The organism is Aliivibrio fischeri (assembly GCF_009727955.1).
Classification (GTDB): domain Bacteria; phylum Pseudomonadota; class Gammaproteobacteria; order Enterobacterales; family Vibrionaceae; genus Aliivibrio; species Aliivibrio fischeri_A.
Map to the genome: position 1 here is coordinate 1,217,694 of NZ_WOBR01000004.1, position 15,676 is coordinate 1,233,369.

The 15,676-nt window shown below is 39.7% G+C and carries 13 protein-coding genes; 2 read left to right on the forward strand and 11 right to left on the reverse strand.

Features of this window, described 5'->3' with window-relative positions:
• Window positions 1-64 precede the first annotated feature (64 nt).
• Window positions 65-1,405 carry a murein DD-endopeptidase MepM gene (gene mepM, locus GNP81_RS08895; protein WP_155672127.1) on the reverse strand — a complete coding sequence of 447 codons (1,341 nt, stop codon included), beginning with the start codon at window positions 1,403-1,405 and terminating at the stop codon, window positions 65-67.
• Window positions 1,402-2,295, reverse strand: coding sequence for a zinc ABC transporter substrate-binding protein ZnuA (gene znuA / locus GNP81_RS08900; protein ID WP_155672128.1), 894 nt, complete (start codon window positions 2,293-2,295; stop codon window positions 1,402-1,404). Before znuA ends, mepM begins: the two co-directional genes overlap by 4 nt.
• An 88-nt stretch (window positions 2,296-2,383) precedes the next feature.
• On the opposite strand from znuA, the gene znuC reads away from it, so the two are divergent.
• Both znuC and znuB read left to right on the forward strand, forming a co-directional pair.
• Window positions 2,384-3,154, forward strand: coding sequence for a zinc ABC transporter ATP-binding protein ZnuC (znuC, locus tag GNP81_RS08905; protein ID WP_155673406.1), 771 nt, complete (start codon window positions 2,384-2,386; stop codon window positions 3,152-3,154).
• A complete protein-coding gene (gene znuB, locus GNP81_RS08910; protein WP_155672130.1) occupies window positions 3,151-3,936 on the forward strand; it encodes a zinc ABC transporter permease subunit ZnuB in 786 nt (261 codons plus the stop codon). The genes znuC and znuB overlap by 4 nt, the downstream gene beginning before the upstream one ends.
• Window positions 3,937-4,031: 95 nt before the next feature.
• Here the strand turns inward: znuB and GNP81_RS08915 are convergent, their stop codons facing one another.
• The 9 genes from GNP81_RS08915 to sdhC form a co-directional block, all read right to left on the reverse strand.
• On the reverse strand, window positions 4,032-5,642 hold the full coding sequence (locus GNP81_RS08915) for a methyl-accepting chemotaxis protein (RefSeq protein WP_236798229.1): 1,611 nt from the start codon (window positions 5,640-5,642) through the stop codon (window positions 4,032-4,034).
• Window positions 5,643-5,874: 232 nt separating this feature from the next.
• Window positions 5,875-6,747, reverse strand: a complete 873-nt coding sequence (sucD, locus tag GNP81_RS08920; protein ID WP_005418308.1) for a succinate--CoA ligase subunit alpha — start codon at window positions 6,745-6,747, stop codon at window positions 5,875-5,877.
• A complete protein-coding gene (gene sucC / locus GNP81_RS08925; protein ID WP_005418307.1) occupies window positions 6,747-7,913 on the reverse strand; it encodes an ADP-forming succinate--CoA ligase subunit beta in 1,167 nt (388 codons plus the stop codon). Before sucC ends, sucD begins: the two co-directional genes overlap by 1 nt.
• 152 nt (window positions 7,914-8,065) lie before the next feature.
• On the reverse strand, window positions 8,066-9,277 hold the full coding sequence (gene odhB, locus GNP81_RS08930) for a 2-oxoglutarate dehydrogenase complex dihydrolipoyllysine-residue succinyltransferase (RefSeq protein WP_155673405.1): 1,212 nt from the start codon (window positions 9,275-9,277) through the stop codon (window positions 8,066-8,068).
• Between the two features lie 19 nt (window positions 9,278-9,296).
• Window positions 9,297-12,113 carry a 2-oxoglutarate dehydrogenase E1 component gene (gene sucA, locus GNP81_RS08935; RefSeq protein WP_005418305.1) on the reverse strand — a complete coding sequence of 939 codons (2,817 nt, stop codon included), beginning with the start codon at window positions 12,111-12,113 and terminating at the stop codon, window positions 9,297-9,299.
• A gap of 97 nt (window positions 12,114-12,210) precedes the next feature.
• On the reverse strand, window positions 12,211-12,924 hold the full coding sequence (locus GNP81_RS08940) for a succinate dehydrogenase iron-sulfur subunit (RefSeq protein WP_005418304.1): 714 nt from the start codon (window positions 12,922-12,924) through the stop codon (window positions 12,211-12,213).
• 12 nt (window positions 12,925-12,936) lie between these two features.
• On the reverse strand, window positions 12,937-14,706 hold the full coding sequence (sdhA, locus tag GNP81_RS08945; RefSeq protein ID WP_336495393.1) for a succinate dehydrogenase flavoprotein subunit: 1,770 nt from the start codon (window positions 14,704-14,706) through the stop codon (window positions 12,937-12,939).
• On the reverse strand, window positions 14,706-15,053 hold the full coding sequence (gene sdhD, locus GNP81_RS08950; protein WP_155673404.1) for a succinate dehydrogenase, hydrophobic membrane anchor protein: 348 nt from the start codon (window positions 15,051-15,053) through the stop codon (window positions 14,706-14,708). Before sdhD ends, sdhA begins: the two co-directional genes overlap by 1 nt.
• Complete coding sequence (gene sdhC, locus GNP81_RS08955) at window positions 15,047-15,442, reverse strand: succinate dehydrogenase cytochrome b556 subunit (RefSeq protein ID WP_026029235.1); 396 nt, start codon at window positions 15,440-15,442, stop codon at window positions 15,047-15,049. Before sdhC ends, sdhD begins: the two co-directional genes overlap by 7 nt.
• Window positions 15,443-15,676: the final 234 nt, after the last annotated feature.

A 15,676-nucleotide genomic window follows, 5' to 3' on the forward strand; every position in this document is an offset into this window, starting at 1 on the left:
ATATAAAAAAGCCCTGTCATATTAATATATGCAGGGCTTTATATAAGTAAGTTTATCTGAACAGTTAAACCTGCTCTTGCAGAGCTTCAATCGTTAACTTAGCTTGCTGCTTAAAGCGTGCGCGTTCATCACTTTTCACTGGAGATGCCTGAGGTAAAGGTACCTTCATAGCATTAACCGCTCGACCATTTTTAATTAGCTCATAGTGTAAGTGCGGCCCAGTTGAACGGCCAGTATTACCACTTAGCGCTATCTTATCTCCCATTGACACTTTTTGTCCTTTCTTCACTAAGATCTTACTTAAATGAAGGTAACGTGTCATATACTCACGACCATGTTTAATAATAATATAATTACCAGCCAATGGATGGTGTAATGCTCTTACAACCACGCCATCACCCGTTGCATACACAGACGTACCTACTGGTGCAGCAAAGTCGGTGCCATTATGAGGTGAAATTCTTCCTGTTACAGGGTGCTTACGATACGGGTTAAATGACGAACTGATTCTAAAGCGTTGATGAGTTGGATAACGCTCTAAAGCTCTGTTCAAACTACGTCCTTGAACATCATAAAAATGTCCATCAGTATGTTTAATTAATGTAATGTCACGGCCTGCATTTTTGTATAGCACGGCTTTTACATCACCAGACGAAACCGCTTTTCCATCGATAAACTCTTTATCAATTTCAACCGCAAATCGGTCGCCTTTACGAGCTTCTTTACCAAAATCAAATTTCCACTGTAACTGTTTAGCAAGCGTTTGAATTTGACCAGGAGTTAGCCCTGCCGAACGTGCTGAGTTATAAAAATTACTTGTCACTCTACCTGAAAGAAAGACTGGTTTTATCTCACCCTTTTCTTCAATTTGAGTGAAGGTATATTTTTCACCATTCCAAGCATACACATCTGTATCTTTGATGTTTCGATGGATTTTTAACTCAGTTAATTTACCATTTTCATCTTGCTGCCACTCAAGATCGACACCAACACGCATATTTGCAGCTGATTTATTTACATCAAGTAATGCGTACATATCCGAGATAGATAATGCGTATTGATTAAAAATAGCACCTAGAGTCTCACCAGCATCAACCGTATGAGAATGCACTATATCTTCTGCAGTAATATGCTTATCTAATTCATCTTTAGGTGCATTAAACTCAGGATCATTAGGATCAAAAATTGTTTCGACCGGTTCACTGTTCTGATCTGCTAATGCTTGTAAATTTTCACTCGACAATGTCACTGTGCTTCGAGATTGGTCCGAAATACTTTGACTAATACTGTGTGTCGGCTCCCAAATAAAAACGACTACCGTAAAAAGAGACAAAGACATTAAAACAAGCTTATGCCTTTTCGATAGTGAATTAATTCGAGCTGCTAATACTTCTTTATACTTCATTGATTTAGACAACTTTCTAGCTCGTTACTGATGGTTAATAAAAAATTAAAATAAGCACCCGGAACTTCATCTTGCTGTATGGCTAAAGGATCTAATTCTCCTTTGTGAACGTCTGTACCGCGAGTTATCGTTGTCACGATAGCAGGTTCAAATTGAGGTTCAGAAAAAACACATACTGCTTGTTGAGAAACAAGTGATTTTTTTATTTTTATCAATGTTTTTGCACCCGGTTTTCTATCCGGACTCACCGTAAAGTGCCCTAAGTTATTCATGTCAAAATAACGCTCAAAATAGCCATATGCATCATGAAAAACAAAGTAACCTTTGCTTTTTACTGGGGCTAATTGAGTTGAAATCGTTTTCACTACCTGTGTTAACTTTCTTTCAAACTGTGCAAGGTTAGACTCATATTGATCTTTATTCAATGGATCAATTTTAATCAGTTGCTTGGTTATCTCTTTTGCGACGCCTAAAGTTTCTTTTGGACCTAACCAAAAATGTGGGTCTGTATTATGATGATGGCCACCATCATGAGCATGTTCTTCTTCATCATGGTGATCAAAATGATAAAACTCAACAGAAGGAAACTGACTTACTGTAATGACGTTGCTTTTATTTTCTAATACTTTACTAAGAAAAGGTTCAAGATCATTTCCGTACCAAACTATGGTATCGGCGTCCTTAATTTTTTTCATATCCGATGGACGTAATGCGTAATCATGAGGCGATGCGCCGCTTGGAACTAAATATGACGATGTCGCTACACCTGTTGTTAACTCTTGTACAATGAGATTAATCGGCTTTACTGAAGATAGTACGTTCATTGCTTGTGCATTTACTCCCCAAAAAGTACAAACACACAGCAATATGAATTGAATTCTTTTCGTCATTTTCGTCTCTTAAAAAATGTGATAGCGATTGGATTTTTAAAATGTTACATTATAACACTTACTAATTGCAAACGACTCTTATTTAAAAATGACTACTTTACTCACTTTACAAGATGTTTGTGTTGTCTTTGATGGCCGTCATGTCATCGATAATGTCTCTCTTTCTATTGAATCAAATAAGATCATCACTTTGATTGGTCCAAATGGTGCCGGGAAATCGACATTAGTAAAAACCATTCTTGGATTACAAAAACCAACAAGTGGGACAATAAAAAAAGAAAAAAAACTCCGTATTGGCTATGTTCCGCAAAAATTGCATTTAAATGATTCACTTCCATTATCAGTTCATGGTTTTTTAAAACTAGCAGGGAGGTACAGCCAACAAGAGCATCTTAGTGCTTTAAAGTTAGTGGAAGCAGAGCATCTTTTAAATTCCAATATGCATAAACTCTCTGGCGGAGAATCACAACGTGTGTTATTAGCGCGCGCATTATTACAGCGCCCTGATTTACTCGTTTTAGATGAACCAGCACAAGGTGTCGATGTACAAGGACAAATCAGTTTATATGCATTGATTGAATCCATCCGTCATCGTTTCAACTGTGCCGTATTTATGGTGTCGCACGACTTACATTTAGTGATGGCTAAAACGGATGAAGTTATTTGTCTTCAACACCATATTTGTTGTTCTGGGGCTCCAGAATCTATTTCAAAACACCCGAAGTATATTGCCTTATTTGGACAACAACGTGATCAACAACTTGCGTTTTATCATCATGAACATCATCACAATCATGATCTTTCTGGAGAACCAAGTGATGGTTCCTGCTGCAGCAAAAATAAAAAGGCACACCAATGATTGAGTTTTTACTTCCTGCTCTACTCGCTGGGTTAGGCATTGCTTTATTGGCAGGTCCATTAGGTTCATTCGTTGTTTGGCGTAAAATGGCTTATTTTGGTGATACATTAGCTCATGCCTCTTTACTCGGCCTCTCTTTAGGTTTCTTATTTGATATCAATCTAAATTTAGCTCTGGTTATTTGTTGTATTGCTATTGCTCTATTACTGGTGACATTACAAAAACAACGTCTTGTCGCTACTGATACCCTATTGGGCATTTTAGCTCATAGTTCACTTTCTCTGGGTTTAGTTGCTGTTAGCTTTTTAGATAATGTTCGTGTGGATTTAATGTCATATTTGTTTGGTGACCTTTTAGCCGTAACTTATGATGACCTTTTATATATCTATTCAGGCGTCATCATTATATTAGGTTTGATTTTTATTGTTTGGAAACCATTACTCTCTTCAACAATCAGTGAAGAGTTAGCTCAAGTTGAGGGGGTTAACGTTGAATTAATGCGTTTAGTCTTAATGTTAATGGTTGGATTAGTTATTGCGATTGCGATGAAGTTTGTGGGGGCGTTAATTATTACTTCTTTATTGATTATTCCTGCCGCTACCGCTCGTCGATTTTCTCGTTCACCTGAACAAATGGTTATATTCGCGTCTATATTCGGTTGCATAGCAGTGATGGCTGGACTGGCCTTATCTTGGCACTATGATACCCCTGCCGGTCCGTCAGTCGTTGTTTCTGGTGCTGCGATATTTATGATCAGTCAGTTAAAAAAAGTAAAAGGTTAACATATACCAACCTACATAAAAATTTGACCAACGGTTCATTCTGATTGAAATCAATACAAAAAGAGCAAGACGAAATCGCCTTGCTCTTTTTATTTTTACAATTTAAATCGATTCACAATACTTGTTAAATCATCGGCCATAGAACCGAGTTTTTCAGCTTGTTGTGCTGTTGACTCTACATCCGTTAAATTATCTTTTGCAAACATATTAATATCAGTTATAAGCTGATTTACGTTCGTCGTTGCCACTAACTGTTCTTCTGTCGATGCTGATATTTGACTGTTCATAGTTTGTATTACAGAAACCGATTCAAAAATAGAATTCACCGTATTTTGAGCAACTACCGTCTTTTCAGCTATTGTATGTGCTTCATCTGAATTACTTTGCATTAAGTTCACTGATTTAACAGCTTCATCTTGTAAACCTGCAATCATTTCAGATATTTGAGCTGTGCTATCTTGAGTCCGACTCGCAAGTAAACGAACTTCATCCGCGACGACAGCAAAACCACGACCACTTTCACCGGCACGTGCAGCTTCAATCGCAGCATTTAATGCCAGTAAGTTTGTTTGATCAGCAATACCTCTAATTACATCTAAAATACTACCAATATTTTCGGTTTCAACTTGTAAATTACCGATAACTCCAGCCACACCTTTAATATTTCCAGCCAGTTGTTGCATATCATTATTCATATCACCGATAGTGCTAATGCAATCTGCTGATGTACTATTTACGGTCAAAGCTGAATCTGTCGCTTGAACAGCACTTTTCGTTACTTCATTAACACTAACAACAATTTGATCTGTTGCAACAGCAGCTTGTTCCAACTGTTCTGTTTGTGTTTTCACATTAACATTCATTGTTTGCGATGAAGAAGATAGATGATGAGATGAATCACTTAATTCTTTTGTTAATACCGTTATATCATTAACTAACTCTTTGATATTTGAGGCCATATCAAGAATTCGGCCATAAATACCAACATTTTCAATAGATTTTTCAGGTAAGTGACTTAGGTCACCGCGTGAAATACGGTCAATAACATTAAGAATGACATCAGGCTCATTTCCTAAGGTTTTGTTGTATTTTCTTACTGCAAAAAACATTACTAATCCAATGAATAGATTAACAACGACACCAATAGTTAGCCCTTCAAACAAGAATGCTTTAAACGTATCGTTTACTTTCTTCTCTTGAACACCACTACCTAAATACCAATTCCAGAATTTTGTTTTTACTGCTATTGATTTCACTTCTGTTGTGACATTTTCACGAGTAGTAAACCATGAATAAGTAATAACTTGCCCTGCTACAGTTAAGTTATTAATGATATGTGTTTCAGCTTCTTTACTTACGATATCAGAGAAATGCTTACCTATAATTTGAGGGTCTAATGGCGCAGCTAAAAAGTTTAACTTTTCATCTGTCATCCAAATATATTCATTATCTGAATATGCATAACTTTGCATTAATTCACTTGCGAGACGCTTCGCTTCAATTTCTGTCAACTCTCCTGAAGCGGCTTTTTCTTCTAATGTTGCAATGGTATTTTTTGCGTTGGTTAGTAGGTTTTCTAAACGTGTTACATTATTGGTTTCTAATGTAAATCTTACATTGTATGCACCCATAATGATGGAGCCAAACATTGCTGCAGAAAAAATCAAATAGATAATAAAATACTTAGATTTTGTATTAAATTGCATAAAAGGTCTCAAATAAAAATAACCATTAATCGTCATGCTATTCATTCTTTGAGTAATATAAATAAGAGTCATAGAAAGAAAAAGCGCCGAATCTTATCAAATAGTTATATAAATCCTGTACTCTTTTTCATCACACCAAATGTAACCAAACATTTCATAATGTCACATATTAAAAAAGCCATTCATATTTCTATAAATGGCTTTTGAGTTATTCATGTATTGGTTTAACTTATTACCAACCAGTCACTTCTCTTAGTGCTTTACCAATGTCTGCAAGACTTTTTACAGTCTTAACTCCCGCTTCTTCTAGTGCTGCAAATTTATCTTCTGCCGTACCTTTACCACCAGAGATAATGGCACCAGCATGACCCATACGTTTACCAGGAGGCGCAGTAACACCTGCAATATAAGAAACCACAGGTTTAGTTACATTTGCTTTAATATATGCAGCCGCTTCTTCTTCTGCTGTACCACCGATCTCACCAATCATGACGATAGCTTCTGTTTCTGGATCTTCTTGGAACAGTTTTAGAATATCAATAAAGTTTGAACCCGGAATTGGATCACCACCAATACCAACACACGTTGATTGGCCAAAGCCTTCGTCTGTTGTCTGCTTAACCGCTTCATACGTTAATGTACCAGAGCGAGAAACAATACCTACTTTACCTTTCTTATGGATGTGACCCGGCATGATACCAATCTTACATTCGTCAGGCGTAATAACACCCGGACAGTTAGGACCGATCATAACTACACCTTCTGCGTCTAGACGAACTTTTACATCTAGAAGATCAAGCGTTGGAATCCCTTCAGTAATAGTAACAATCAGCTTAATGCCAGCATCGATTGCTTCAAGGATGGCATCTTTACAGAAAGGTGCAGGTACATAGATAACCGACGCAGTTGCACCAGTTGCTTCAACTGCATCACGAACCGTATTAAAAACAGGAAGCCCTAGATGAACTTGACCACCTTTGCCTGGTGATACACCACCAACCATTTGTGTTCCGTAATCAATGGCTTGCTCTGAGTGGAACGTACCTTGACCACCAGTAAAACCTTGGCAGATAACTTTTGTATCTTTATTAATTAGTACAGACATTATTTGCCCTCCGCTGCAGCAACAACTTTTTCAGCCGCTTCAGTTAATGAAGTAGCCGCAATGATATTTAGGCCACTTTCAGCCAGTTTTTGTGAACCTAGTGGTGCGTTGTTACCTTCAAGGCGAACAACAACAGGAACTTCAACACCCACTTCTTCAACAGCACCAATGATGCCATCTGCAATTAGATCACAACGAACAATACCACCAAAGATGTTTACTAGAACCGCTTTAACATTACTGTCTGATAAAATAATTTTGAACGCTTCAGTTACACGCTCTTTTGTTGCACCACCACCTACATCAAGGAAGTTAGCGGGTTGGCCACCGTGTAGATTTACGATATCCATCGTACCCATCGCAAGACCCGCGCCGTTAACCATACAGCCAATGCTGCCATCAAGTGCTACGTAGTTTAATTCCCACTGAGCAGCATGCGCTTCACGCTCATCTTCTTGAGATGGATCGTGCATTTCACGAAGCTTAGGTTGACGGTACATCGCATTTGAATCAATGTTGATTTTGCCGTCAAGACATAGAAGGCTACCTTCAGCAGTAACCACTAATGGGTTGATTTCAAGAAGCGCTAAGTCGTACTGAGCAAACATGTTACCTAGGCCCATGAAGATTTTAACGAATTGCTTAATTTGATCGCCTTCTAAACCCAATTTGAATGCAAGTTCACGACCTTGATATGCTTGAGGGCCAACAAGAGGATCGATCGCCGCTTTATGAATCAGTTCAGGGGTCTCTTCAGCAATTTTTTCAATATCAACGCCACCTTCAGTCGATGCCATAAAGACAATACGCTGTGATGCACGATCAACAACTGCACCTAAGTACAATTCATTGGCAATATTTGATGCTTCTTCAACTAAAATTTTTGATACAGGTTGGCCGTTGGCATCAGTTTGGAAAGTAACTAGATTTTTACCTAGCCATTTTTGTGCAAATTCTTTAACACCTTCTTTTGTGTCATGCAGTTCAACACCGCCCGCTTTACCACGGCCACCAGCGTGTACTTGACACTTAACTACTTTTTTCGCCGTGCTAATACGGCCTGCAGCTTCAAAAGCTTCTTGAGGTGTATCGCAAGCATAACCCTCGGGTACAGGAAGGCCAAATTCTGCAAAGAGCTGCTTTGCTTGATATTCATGTAAGTTCATTATGTTCTATCCATTTTATGTTATTCCCTTTTATGGGAATTTTTAATGTCCTAAGAGGCTCTAAGGTCTCTTTCTATTTTTTATCCAATAATGAAGTTGAATAAGAGGCTGCCGTGAGCATGGCAGCCTTTGTTTGTTACTAAACGTTATATTTAAACATCTAGCAATAAACGAGCAGGATCTTCAAGTAACTCTTTAATAGTTACTAAGAAACCTACTGATTCACGACCATCAATTAAACGGTGATCGTAAGACAATGCTAAGTACATCATTGGTAAAATTTCTACCTTGCCGTCAACCGCCATCGGACGATCTTGGATTTTATGCATACCTAAAATTGCAGCTTGAGGTGGATTAATAATAGGAGTCGACATTAATGAACCAAATACGCCACCATTAGTAATGGTAAAGTTTCCGCCCATTAAATCTTCTACTGCTAATTTACCGTCACGACCTTTAATTGCTAGCTCTTTAATGCCTTTTTCAATATCAGCAAATCCAAGCGTATCGCAATCTTTCAATACAGGAGTAACTAACCCACGAGGAGTTGAAACGGCCATACTAATATCAAAGTAGTTATGATAAACGATATCATCACCATCAATTGACGCATTCACTTCTGGGTAACGCTTCAATGCTTCTGTTACCGCTTTCACATAGAAAGACATAAAGCCTAAACGTGTGCCATGACGCTCTTCAAATTGATCTTTATATTGCTTACGAAGATCCATGATAGGTTTCATGTTTACTTCATTAAACGTAGTTAACATCGCAGTGCTGTTCTTCGCTTCAAGTAGACGGTTGGCTACTGTTTTACGAAGACGAGTCATCGGTACACGTTTTTCGCTACGATGAGCTAATGCTTCCGCTGGCTTATTTGCTGCTTTTTCTGCTTTTGGTGCTGCTTTTAATGCAGCAATATGTGCATCAACATCTTCACGTGTAATGCGACCACCAACACCGGTGCCTTTAACATCAGATGGAGCAATATCGTGTTCACCTAATAGGCGACGAACCGCAGGGCTTAATGCATCATTGCTTTCTTCTGATAAAGACGCTGTATGACGTTTATCAGGAGATGATTCTGTTGCCGTTGTTACATCAGTCGTTGGCTCACCAACAACAACACCTGGCTTAATACGCGCAAGAAGTTGCTTAGAAAGAACCGTTGCACCTTCATCTTCTAAAATAGCTTCTAGTACACCCGCTTCAGGAGCTGGTACTTCAAGAACTACTTTATCCGTTTCAATGTCTACAAGTATTTCATCACGCTCAACTGCATCACCAGGTTGTTTATGCCATGTTGCTACAGTAGCGTCTGCTACAGATTCAGGTAAATCTGGAACCAGAATTTCGATTGTCATATCCGTTTTCCTATACTTTCTAGTTCTTATCTAGGGTCAGAGCGTCTTCTACTAACGCTTTTTGTTGTTTCACGTGCACCGACATATAACCTACTGCTGGCGAAGCAGATGCTGGGCGTCCTGCGTAATGTAGAATCGCACCATCAGGTAATGCTGAGCGGAAGTTATGTTGGCTTGAATACCAAGCACCTTGGTTTTGAGGTTCTTCTTGACACCAAACATAATCAACAACATTTGTATATTCAGCTATTGCTGCTTCTACGTCTTCTTTAGGGAATGGGTACAGTTGTTCAATACGAACAATTGCAATGTCATTCTGTTCATTCGTTCGACGTTGTTCCAGAAGATCGAAATAAACCTTACCAGAACAGAAAACAACTCGTTTGACTTGTTTAGGATCTAACGCATCAATCTCTGGAATTGCTGACTGGAAGTTACCCTCAGCAAGCTCTTCAAGTGTTGATGTACATAATGGATGACGTAGTAAAGATTTAGGTGACATTACCACTAATGGACGACGCATAGGGCGAACCACTTGACGACGTAACATGTGATAAACTTGCGCCGGTGTTGATGGCACAACCACTTGCATATTCTGTTCAGCACAAAGCTGTAAATAACGCTCTAAACGTGCAGAAGAGTGCTCAGGACCTTGACCTTCATAACCATGTGGTAGCAGCATAGTTAGACCACACATACGACCCCACTTTTGCTCACCTGAAGAAATGAACTGATCCACAACAACTTGGGCACAGTTAGCAAAATCACCAAATTGCGCTTCCCAAATCGTTAAGCCACTCGGCTCTGCTGTTGCATAACCATACTCAAACGCTAATACAGCAGCTTCTGATAGAACAGAATCATGAACTTCAAATGGACCTTGTTTATCATGAACATTTGATAGCGGTACGTATGTACTTGCATCAGATTGATTATGTAATACTGCGTGACGATGGAAGAAAGTACCACGACCAGAATCTTGGCCAGTAATACGAATGCGCTTACCTTCATCAACAAGCGTCGCATAAGCTAATGTTTCAGCCATACCCCAATCAATTGCTTTTTCTCCAGCAATCATTGACATACGATCGTTGTATAACTTATTTACTCGGCTGTGTAATTTATGGCTTTCTGGGTATTGGCAAATTCGCTGGCCAAGCTCAACTAAGCGCTCTTTATTGAATTCGTTGTCCCATTCCATATTCCAATCATGACCAATAAATGGTGACCAATCTACATTATGTAGTTTCATTGGACGCCACTCTTTCACCACAACTTCACCATGATCAAGTGCATCTCGGTACTCATTAATAAGTTGAGTGGCCGTCTCTAACTCAAGATCTTGGCGCTCAATTAATGTGTCCGCATACAATTTACGTGGCGTTGGGTGTTTTTTGATTTTTTGATACATCAATGGTTGCGTTGCATTTGGCTCATCAGCTTCATTATGACCATGGCGGCGATAACACACTAAATCAATCACTACATCACGTTTGAATTCATTTCTGTAATCCAATGCAATTCGTGTTACAAAAGCAACGGCTTCAGGATCATCTGCATTCACATGGAATATTGGAGCCTGAACCATTTTTGCAATATCAGTACAATATTGAGTTGAACGAGTATCTTTCGGATTTGATGTAGTAAAACCAACTTGGTTATTCACAACGATTCGAATCGTACCACCCACATAGAACGCACGAGCTTGTGACATATTAAATGTCTCAGCGACCACGCCTTGCCCTGCAATAGCAGAGTCACCATGAATAGTGATAGGGATTACTTTATCACCCGCTTTATCGTTTAAACGATCTTGGCGAGCACGAACCGAACCAATAACTACTGGGTTTACAATTTCTAAGTGAGATGGGTTGAAAGCCAATGCTAAATGCACATCTCCACCCGGCGTTGCGAAGTCAGAAGAGAAACCTTGGTGGTACTTAACATCACCTGTACCCCATGAATCGCCATGCTTACCAGCAAATTCATCGAATAAATCTTGTGGCTTTTTACCAAGTACGTTAATTAGCATATTTAAACGGCCACGGTGAGCCATGCCAATGACAACTTCTCTACCACCACATGAACCCGCATGACGAATTAACTCTTTCACCATAGGAACCATGGCATCGCCACCTTCCAGTGAGAAACGTTTCGCTCCAGGGAACTTAGCACCAAGATAACGTTCAAGGCCTTCAGCAGCCGTGAGTTCCTCTAGGAATGTAAGTTTTTCTTGAGAAGTAAAAGATGGCTTACCTGCTACAGATTCTAGACGTTGTTGGATCCAACGTTTTTCTTCTGTATTAGTAATATGCATATATTCTGCACCAACAGAACCGCAATAAGTACTGCGTAATGCATCATACAAATCAGAAAGTTTCATTGTCTCTTGCCCTGAAGCAAAAGAGCCAACGTTGAACGTTTCTGAGAAATCTTCATCGGTTAAGTTATGAAATGCTGGTTCTAATTCAGCAACATATTCATGAATTTGCAAACCTAATGGATCGAGATTTGCATTTTGATGCCCACGGAAACGGTATGCATTGATAAGTTGCAATACCTTAACTTGCTTAGCATCTACGTCTGGATCGTTAACTTGAGCGCTAAATTGCTTGGTTTCTTTCGCAAGACGACGGAAATAATCACGAACAGGAGTATGAGCTTGCTCTGCTGTGCCAGCTTGATTTACTGGCAGCGCATCAAAAACTTCTCGCCATTCGTCACTAACGATTTCCGGGTCACTGAGATAGAGTTCGTAGAGTTCTTCTACGTACGTTGCATTAGCGCCAGCTAAATGTGAAGACTCGAGCCATGCCTTCATCACGCTATTCTGCATTATTTTCCCTTAATCCAGTAGTTTCACGTCTATCCCGGTCTTTGTGCCGGGCTTATAATAAGCCTCAACCTATCAACATAGGTTGAGGAAAAGTAAATTATACCGCTTTTTTCAATAGCATTGTCTTTATATGGCCAATTGCTTTTGTTGGGTTTAACCCTTTAGGACATACACTTACACAATTCATGATACCATGGCAACGAAAAACACTGAATGCATCATCTAAATTAGATAAACGTTCATTTGTTGCAGTATCTCGACTATCAATTAACCAACGATAAGCTGCAAGCAACCCTGCTGGTCCGATGAATTTATCAGGATTCCACCAAAATGATGGGCACGAGGTAGTACAACATGCACACATGATGCATTCATACAAACCATCTAGATGCTCACGCTCTTCTGGAGATTGTAGGTTTTCTCTTGAAGGTGGCGTTGCTCCATCACTAATTAAGAACGGTTTTACCTTTTCATAATTTTCATAGAATTGTGCCATATCGACAATTAAATCACGAACAACAGGTAAACCGGGCAATGGACGAATAACAATCTCACTTTTATCTGCTAATTCAGATAATGGCGTAATGCATGCAAGTCCATTTTTACCATTCATGTTAAGACCATCAGAACCACACACACCCTCACGACATGAACGGCGGAAAGCTAATGTTGGGTCTTGTTCTTTTAATAAGATAAGTGCATCGAGCACCATCATATCCGAACCTTCTTCAACATCTAGTGTGTATGCTTTCATGTGAGGTGCATTATCTACATCTGGATTATAGCGGTAGATCGAAAAATTCAATTTCATTCTTCTGCCCTCTTAATATGTACGAGCTTTCGGAGGGAAAGCTTCACGGTGAACAGGTTCCATATTTACATTACGCTTAGACATTGACTCTGTCTCAGGGTTGTAAATTGAATGGCATAACCAATTAGCATCATCACGCTCAGGGAAATCGAAGCGTGCGTGTGCTCCACGACTTTCTGTACGGTAATTTGCTGCTACTGCGGTTGCAAATGCCGTTTCCATCAAGTTCTCTAGCTCTAAACATTCAATACGCTGAGTATTAAACTCAGTCGATTTATCAGATAGATACGCATTGTTTAGACGCTCACGAATCACTTTTAGTTCTTCAAGACCTTTTGCCATTGCATCACCTTCACGGAATACCGAGAAATTATTTTGCATACACTGTTGTAAGTCTTTACGGATTTGAGCTGGGTCTTCACCACCCGTACTATTTTCCCAACGATTATAACGCTCTAATGAACGTTGAATGTCTTCTTCAGTTGCTGGTTTTGCTTCTGCTTGCTTCTTCAGAGTTTCACCTAAATGAAGCCCTGTTGCACGGCCAAACACCACTAAATCAAGCAAAGAGTTACCACCTAAACGGTTAGCACCATGTACTGAAACTGACGCAATTTCACCACAAGCAAACAGGCCTTGAACTTCAACATCGGCGCCACTTTCATCTTGCTTAATAGCTTGACCTGAAACCTGAGTTGGTACGCCACCCATCATGTAGTGACAAGTAGGAATAACTGGAATAGGCTCTTTTACTGGGTCAACATGAGCAAAGGTACGAGATAACTCACACACACCAGGTAAACGTGACTCTAGTGTTTCTTTACCTAAATGATCCAGTTTCAGTTTAATGTGTGGACCCCAAGGACCATCGCAACCACGACCCTCACGAATTTCAACCATCATTGAACGAGCTACAACATCACGACCTGCCAAATCTTTAGCATTTGGTGCGTAACGTTCCATGAAGCGTTCACCATCTTTATTTAAAAGATAACCACCTTCACCACGACACCCTTCAGTTACAAGAACACCAGCACCAGCGATACCTGTTGGGTGGAACTGCCACATTTCAATGTCTTGCATTGGAACACCAGCTCGAATCGCCATACCAACACCATCACCAGTATTAATATGTGCATTGGTTGTTGAAGCGTAAATACGTCCAGCACCACCAGTAGCCAGAATTGTTGCTTTGGATTTAAAGTAACAAACTTCACCGGTTTCCATACAAAGCGCAGTACACCCTAAAATTGCACCCTCTTCATTTTTTACTAAATCAAGCGCATACCACTCAGAAAAAATCGTCGTTTTATGCTTAATATTTTGTTGGTAAAGCGTATGAAGAAGCGCATGCCCAGTACGGTCTGCCGCAGCAGCAGTACGAGCAGCTTGTTCGCCGCCAAAGTTCTTAGATTGACCGCCAAATGGACGTTGATAAATCGTACCATTATCAAAACGTGAGAATGGCAAGCCCATTTTCTCTAGTTCGATAACCGACTCTGGACCATTTTTACACATGTATTCGATCGCATCTTGGTCACCGATATAATCAGAACCTTTCACCGTATCATACATATGTTGTTCCCAATGATCTTCATGCGCATTACCAAGAGCAACGGTAATACCACCTTGGGCAGATACAGTGTGAGAACGAGTTGGAAAAACTTTTGATAACAAAGCACAAGAAAGGCCTTGTTCTGAAATTTGCAGCGCGGCTCTCATACCCGCACCACCAGCACCGATTACAACGGCATCAAATTCTCTAACAGGAATACTACTCACTACACACCCCACACTATCATTAAACCAGAGAAGAAATAGACAAACAGAACAGAGACCAACCCAAGCTGAAGCAGAGCACGCAACATAACTGGTTTGATATAATCGGTAAGCACTTGCCATAAACCAATCCATGCATGAATTAGAATGGACAATAGCGCTAACATGGTAAACGCTTTCGTAAACAGTCCACCAAAGAAGTTAGTCCATGACAAATACGTTAACTCTGGCCCAAAGGCACAAAAGCCAACAATGTATAATGTGTATAGAGTAAGAATGATCGCACTGGCACGAATTAGAATAAAATCGTGTACACCGTTACGACCAAATGACGAAACATTAGCTACCATACCAATACTCCTGCTAAAAGTGACAACACGGCTGTAATTGCAAACGCAACTTTAGCACTTTGAGTGCCTGACTCGAGCTCTTCAAAATAGCCCATATCCATCAGTAAATGACGAATACCTACGACAATATGGTAAGCAAGAGCAGTCAGAATTCCCCACATAATGAAAGTCACAAAAAAGCCATCGACATAATCAGCGGCTTGTGCGAATCCAATAGGTGAAGAAAGCGATAGGTTGAGCAACCAAAGCAATATTCCGACAGAAACAAAAGTAATTACACCACTCACGCGATGCAAGATTGAGGCGATAGCCGTTATAGGAAAACGGATCGTTTGTAGATCTAGGTTGACAGGTCTTGACTTTTTAACTTTCACAAGGGGCTCACTCAGCTCCATTGAGCATTTTATTGTTATAGATACCTCCGATCTATCAAAAACCGCCTAGATTTAACATTTACGCAACTTTTGATGTGAGCAACATCTCTTTATTGAGCTAAATATATAAACCGCACTCTATTTATAAGTAGATGAAAATCACGTTAACCCCATATAATATAAGGAAACAGACCAGAAACTCAGCCGCAGTATACGATGTGAAACATCTTATTACAAACCCATAAACAA

What these genes read in the sequence shown, in the direction of transcription:
- GNP81_RS08940 (WP_005418304.1), bottom strand. Translation starts at nt 12,924, where the DNA reads ATGAAATTGAATTTTTCGATCTACCGCTATAATCCAGATGTAGATAAT.
- sucD (WP_005418308.1), bottom strand. Translation starts at nt 6,747, where the DNA reads ATGTCTGTACTAATTAATAAAGATACAAAAGTTATCTGCCAAGGTTTT.
- sucA (WP_005418305.1), bottom strand. Translation starts at nt 12,113, where the DNA reads ATGCAGAATAGCGTGATGAAGGCATGGCTCGAGTCTTCACATTTAGCT.
- sucC (WP_005418307.1), bottom strand. Translation starts at nt 7,913, where the DNA reads ATGAACTTACATGAATATCAAGCAAAGCAGCTCTTTGCAGAATTTGGC.
- mepM (WP_155672127.1), bottom strand. Translation starts at nt 1,405, where the DNA reads ATGAAGTATAAAGAAGTATTAGCAGCTCGAATTAATTCACTATCGAAA.
- znuC (WP_155673406.1), top strand. Translation starts at nt 2,384, where the DNA reads ATGACTACTTTACTCACTTTACAAGATGTTTGTGTTGTCTTTGATGGC.
- odhB (WP_155673405.1), bottom strand. Translation starts at nt 9,277, where the DNA reads ATGACAATCGAAATTCTGGTTCCAGATTTACCTGAATCTGTAGCAGAC.
- sdhD (WP_155673404.1), bottom strand. Translation starts at nt 15,053, where the DNA reads ATGGTAGCTAATGTTTCGTCATTTGGTCGTAACGGTGTACACGATTTT.
- GNP81_RS08915 (WP_236798229.1), bottom strand. Translation starts at nt 5,642, where the DNA reads ATGCAATTTAATACAAAATCTAAGTATTTTATTATCTATTTGATTTTT.
- znuA (WP_155672128.1), bottom strand. Translation starts at nt 2,295, where the DNA reads ATGACGAAAAGAATTCAATTCATATTGCTGTGTGTTTGTACTTTTTGG.
- znuB (WP_155672130.1), top strand. Translation starts at nt 3,151, where the DNA reads ATGATTGAGTTTTTACTTCCTGCTCTACTCGCTGGGTTAGGCATTGCT.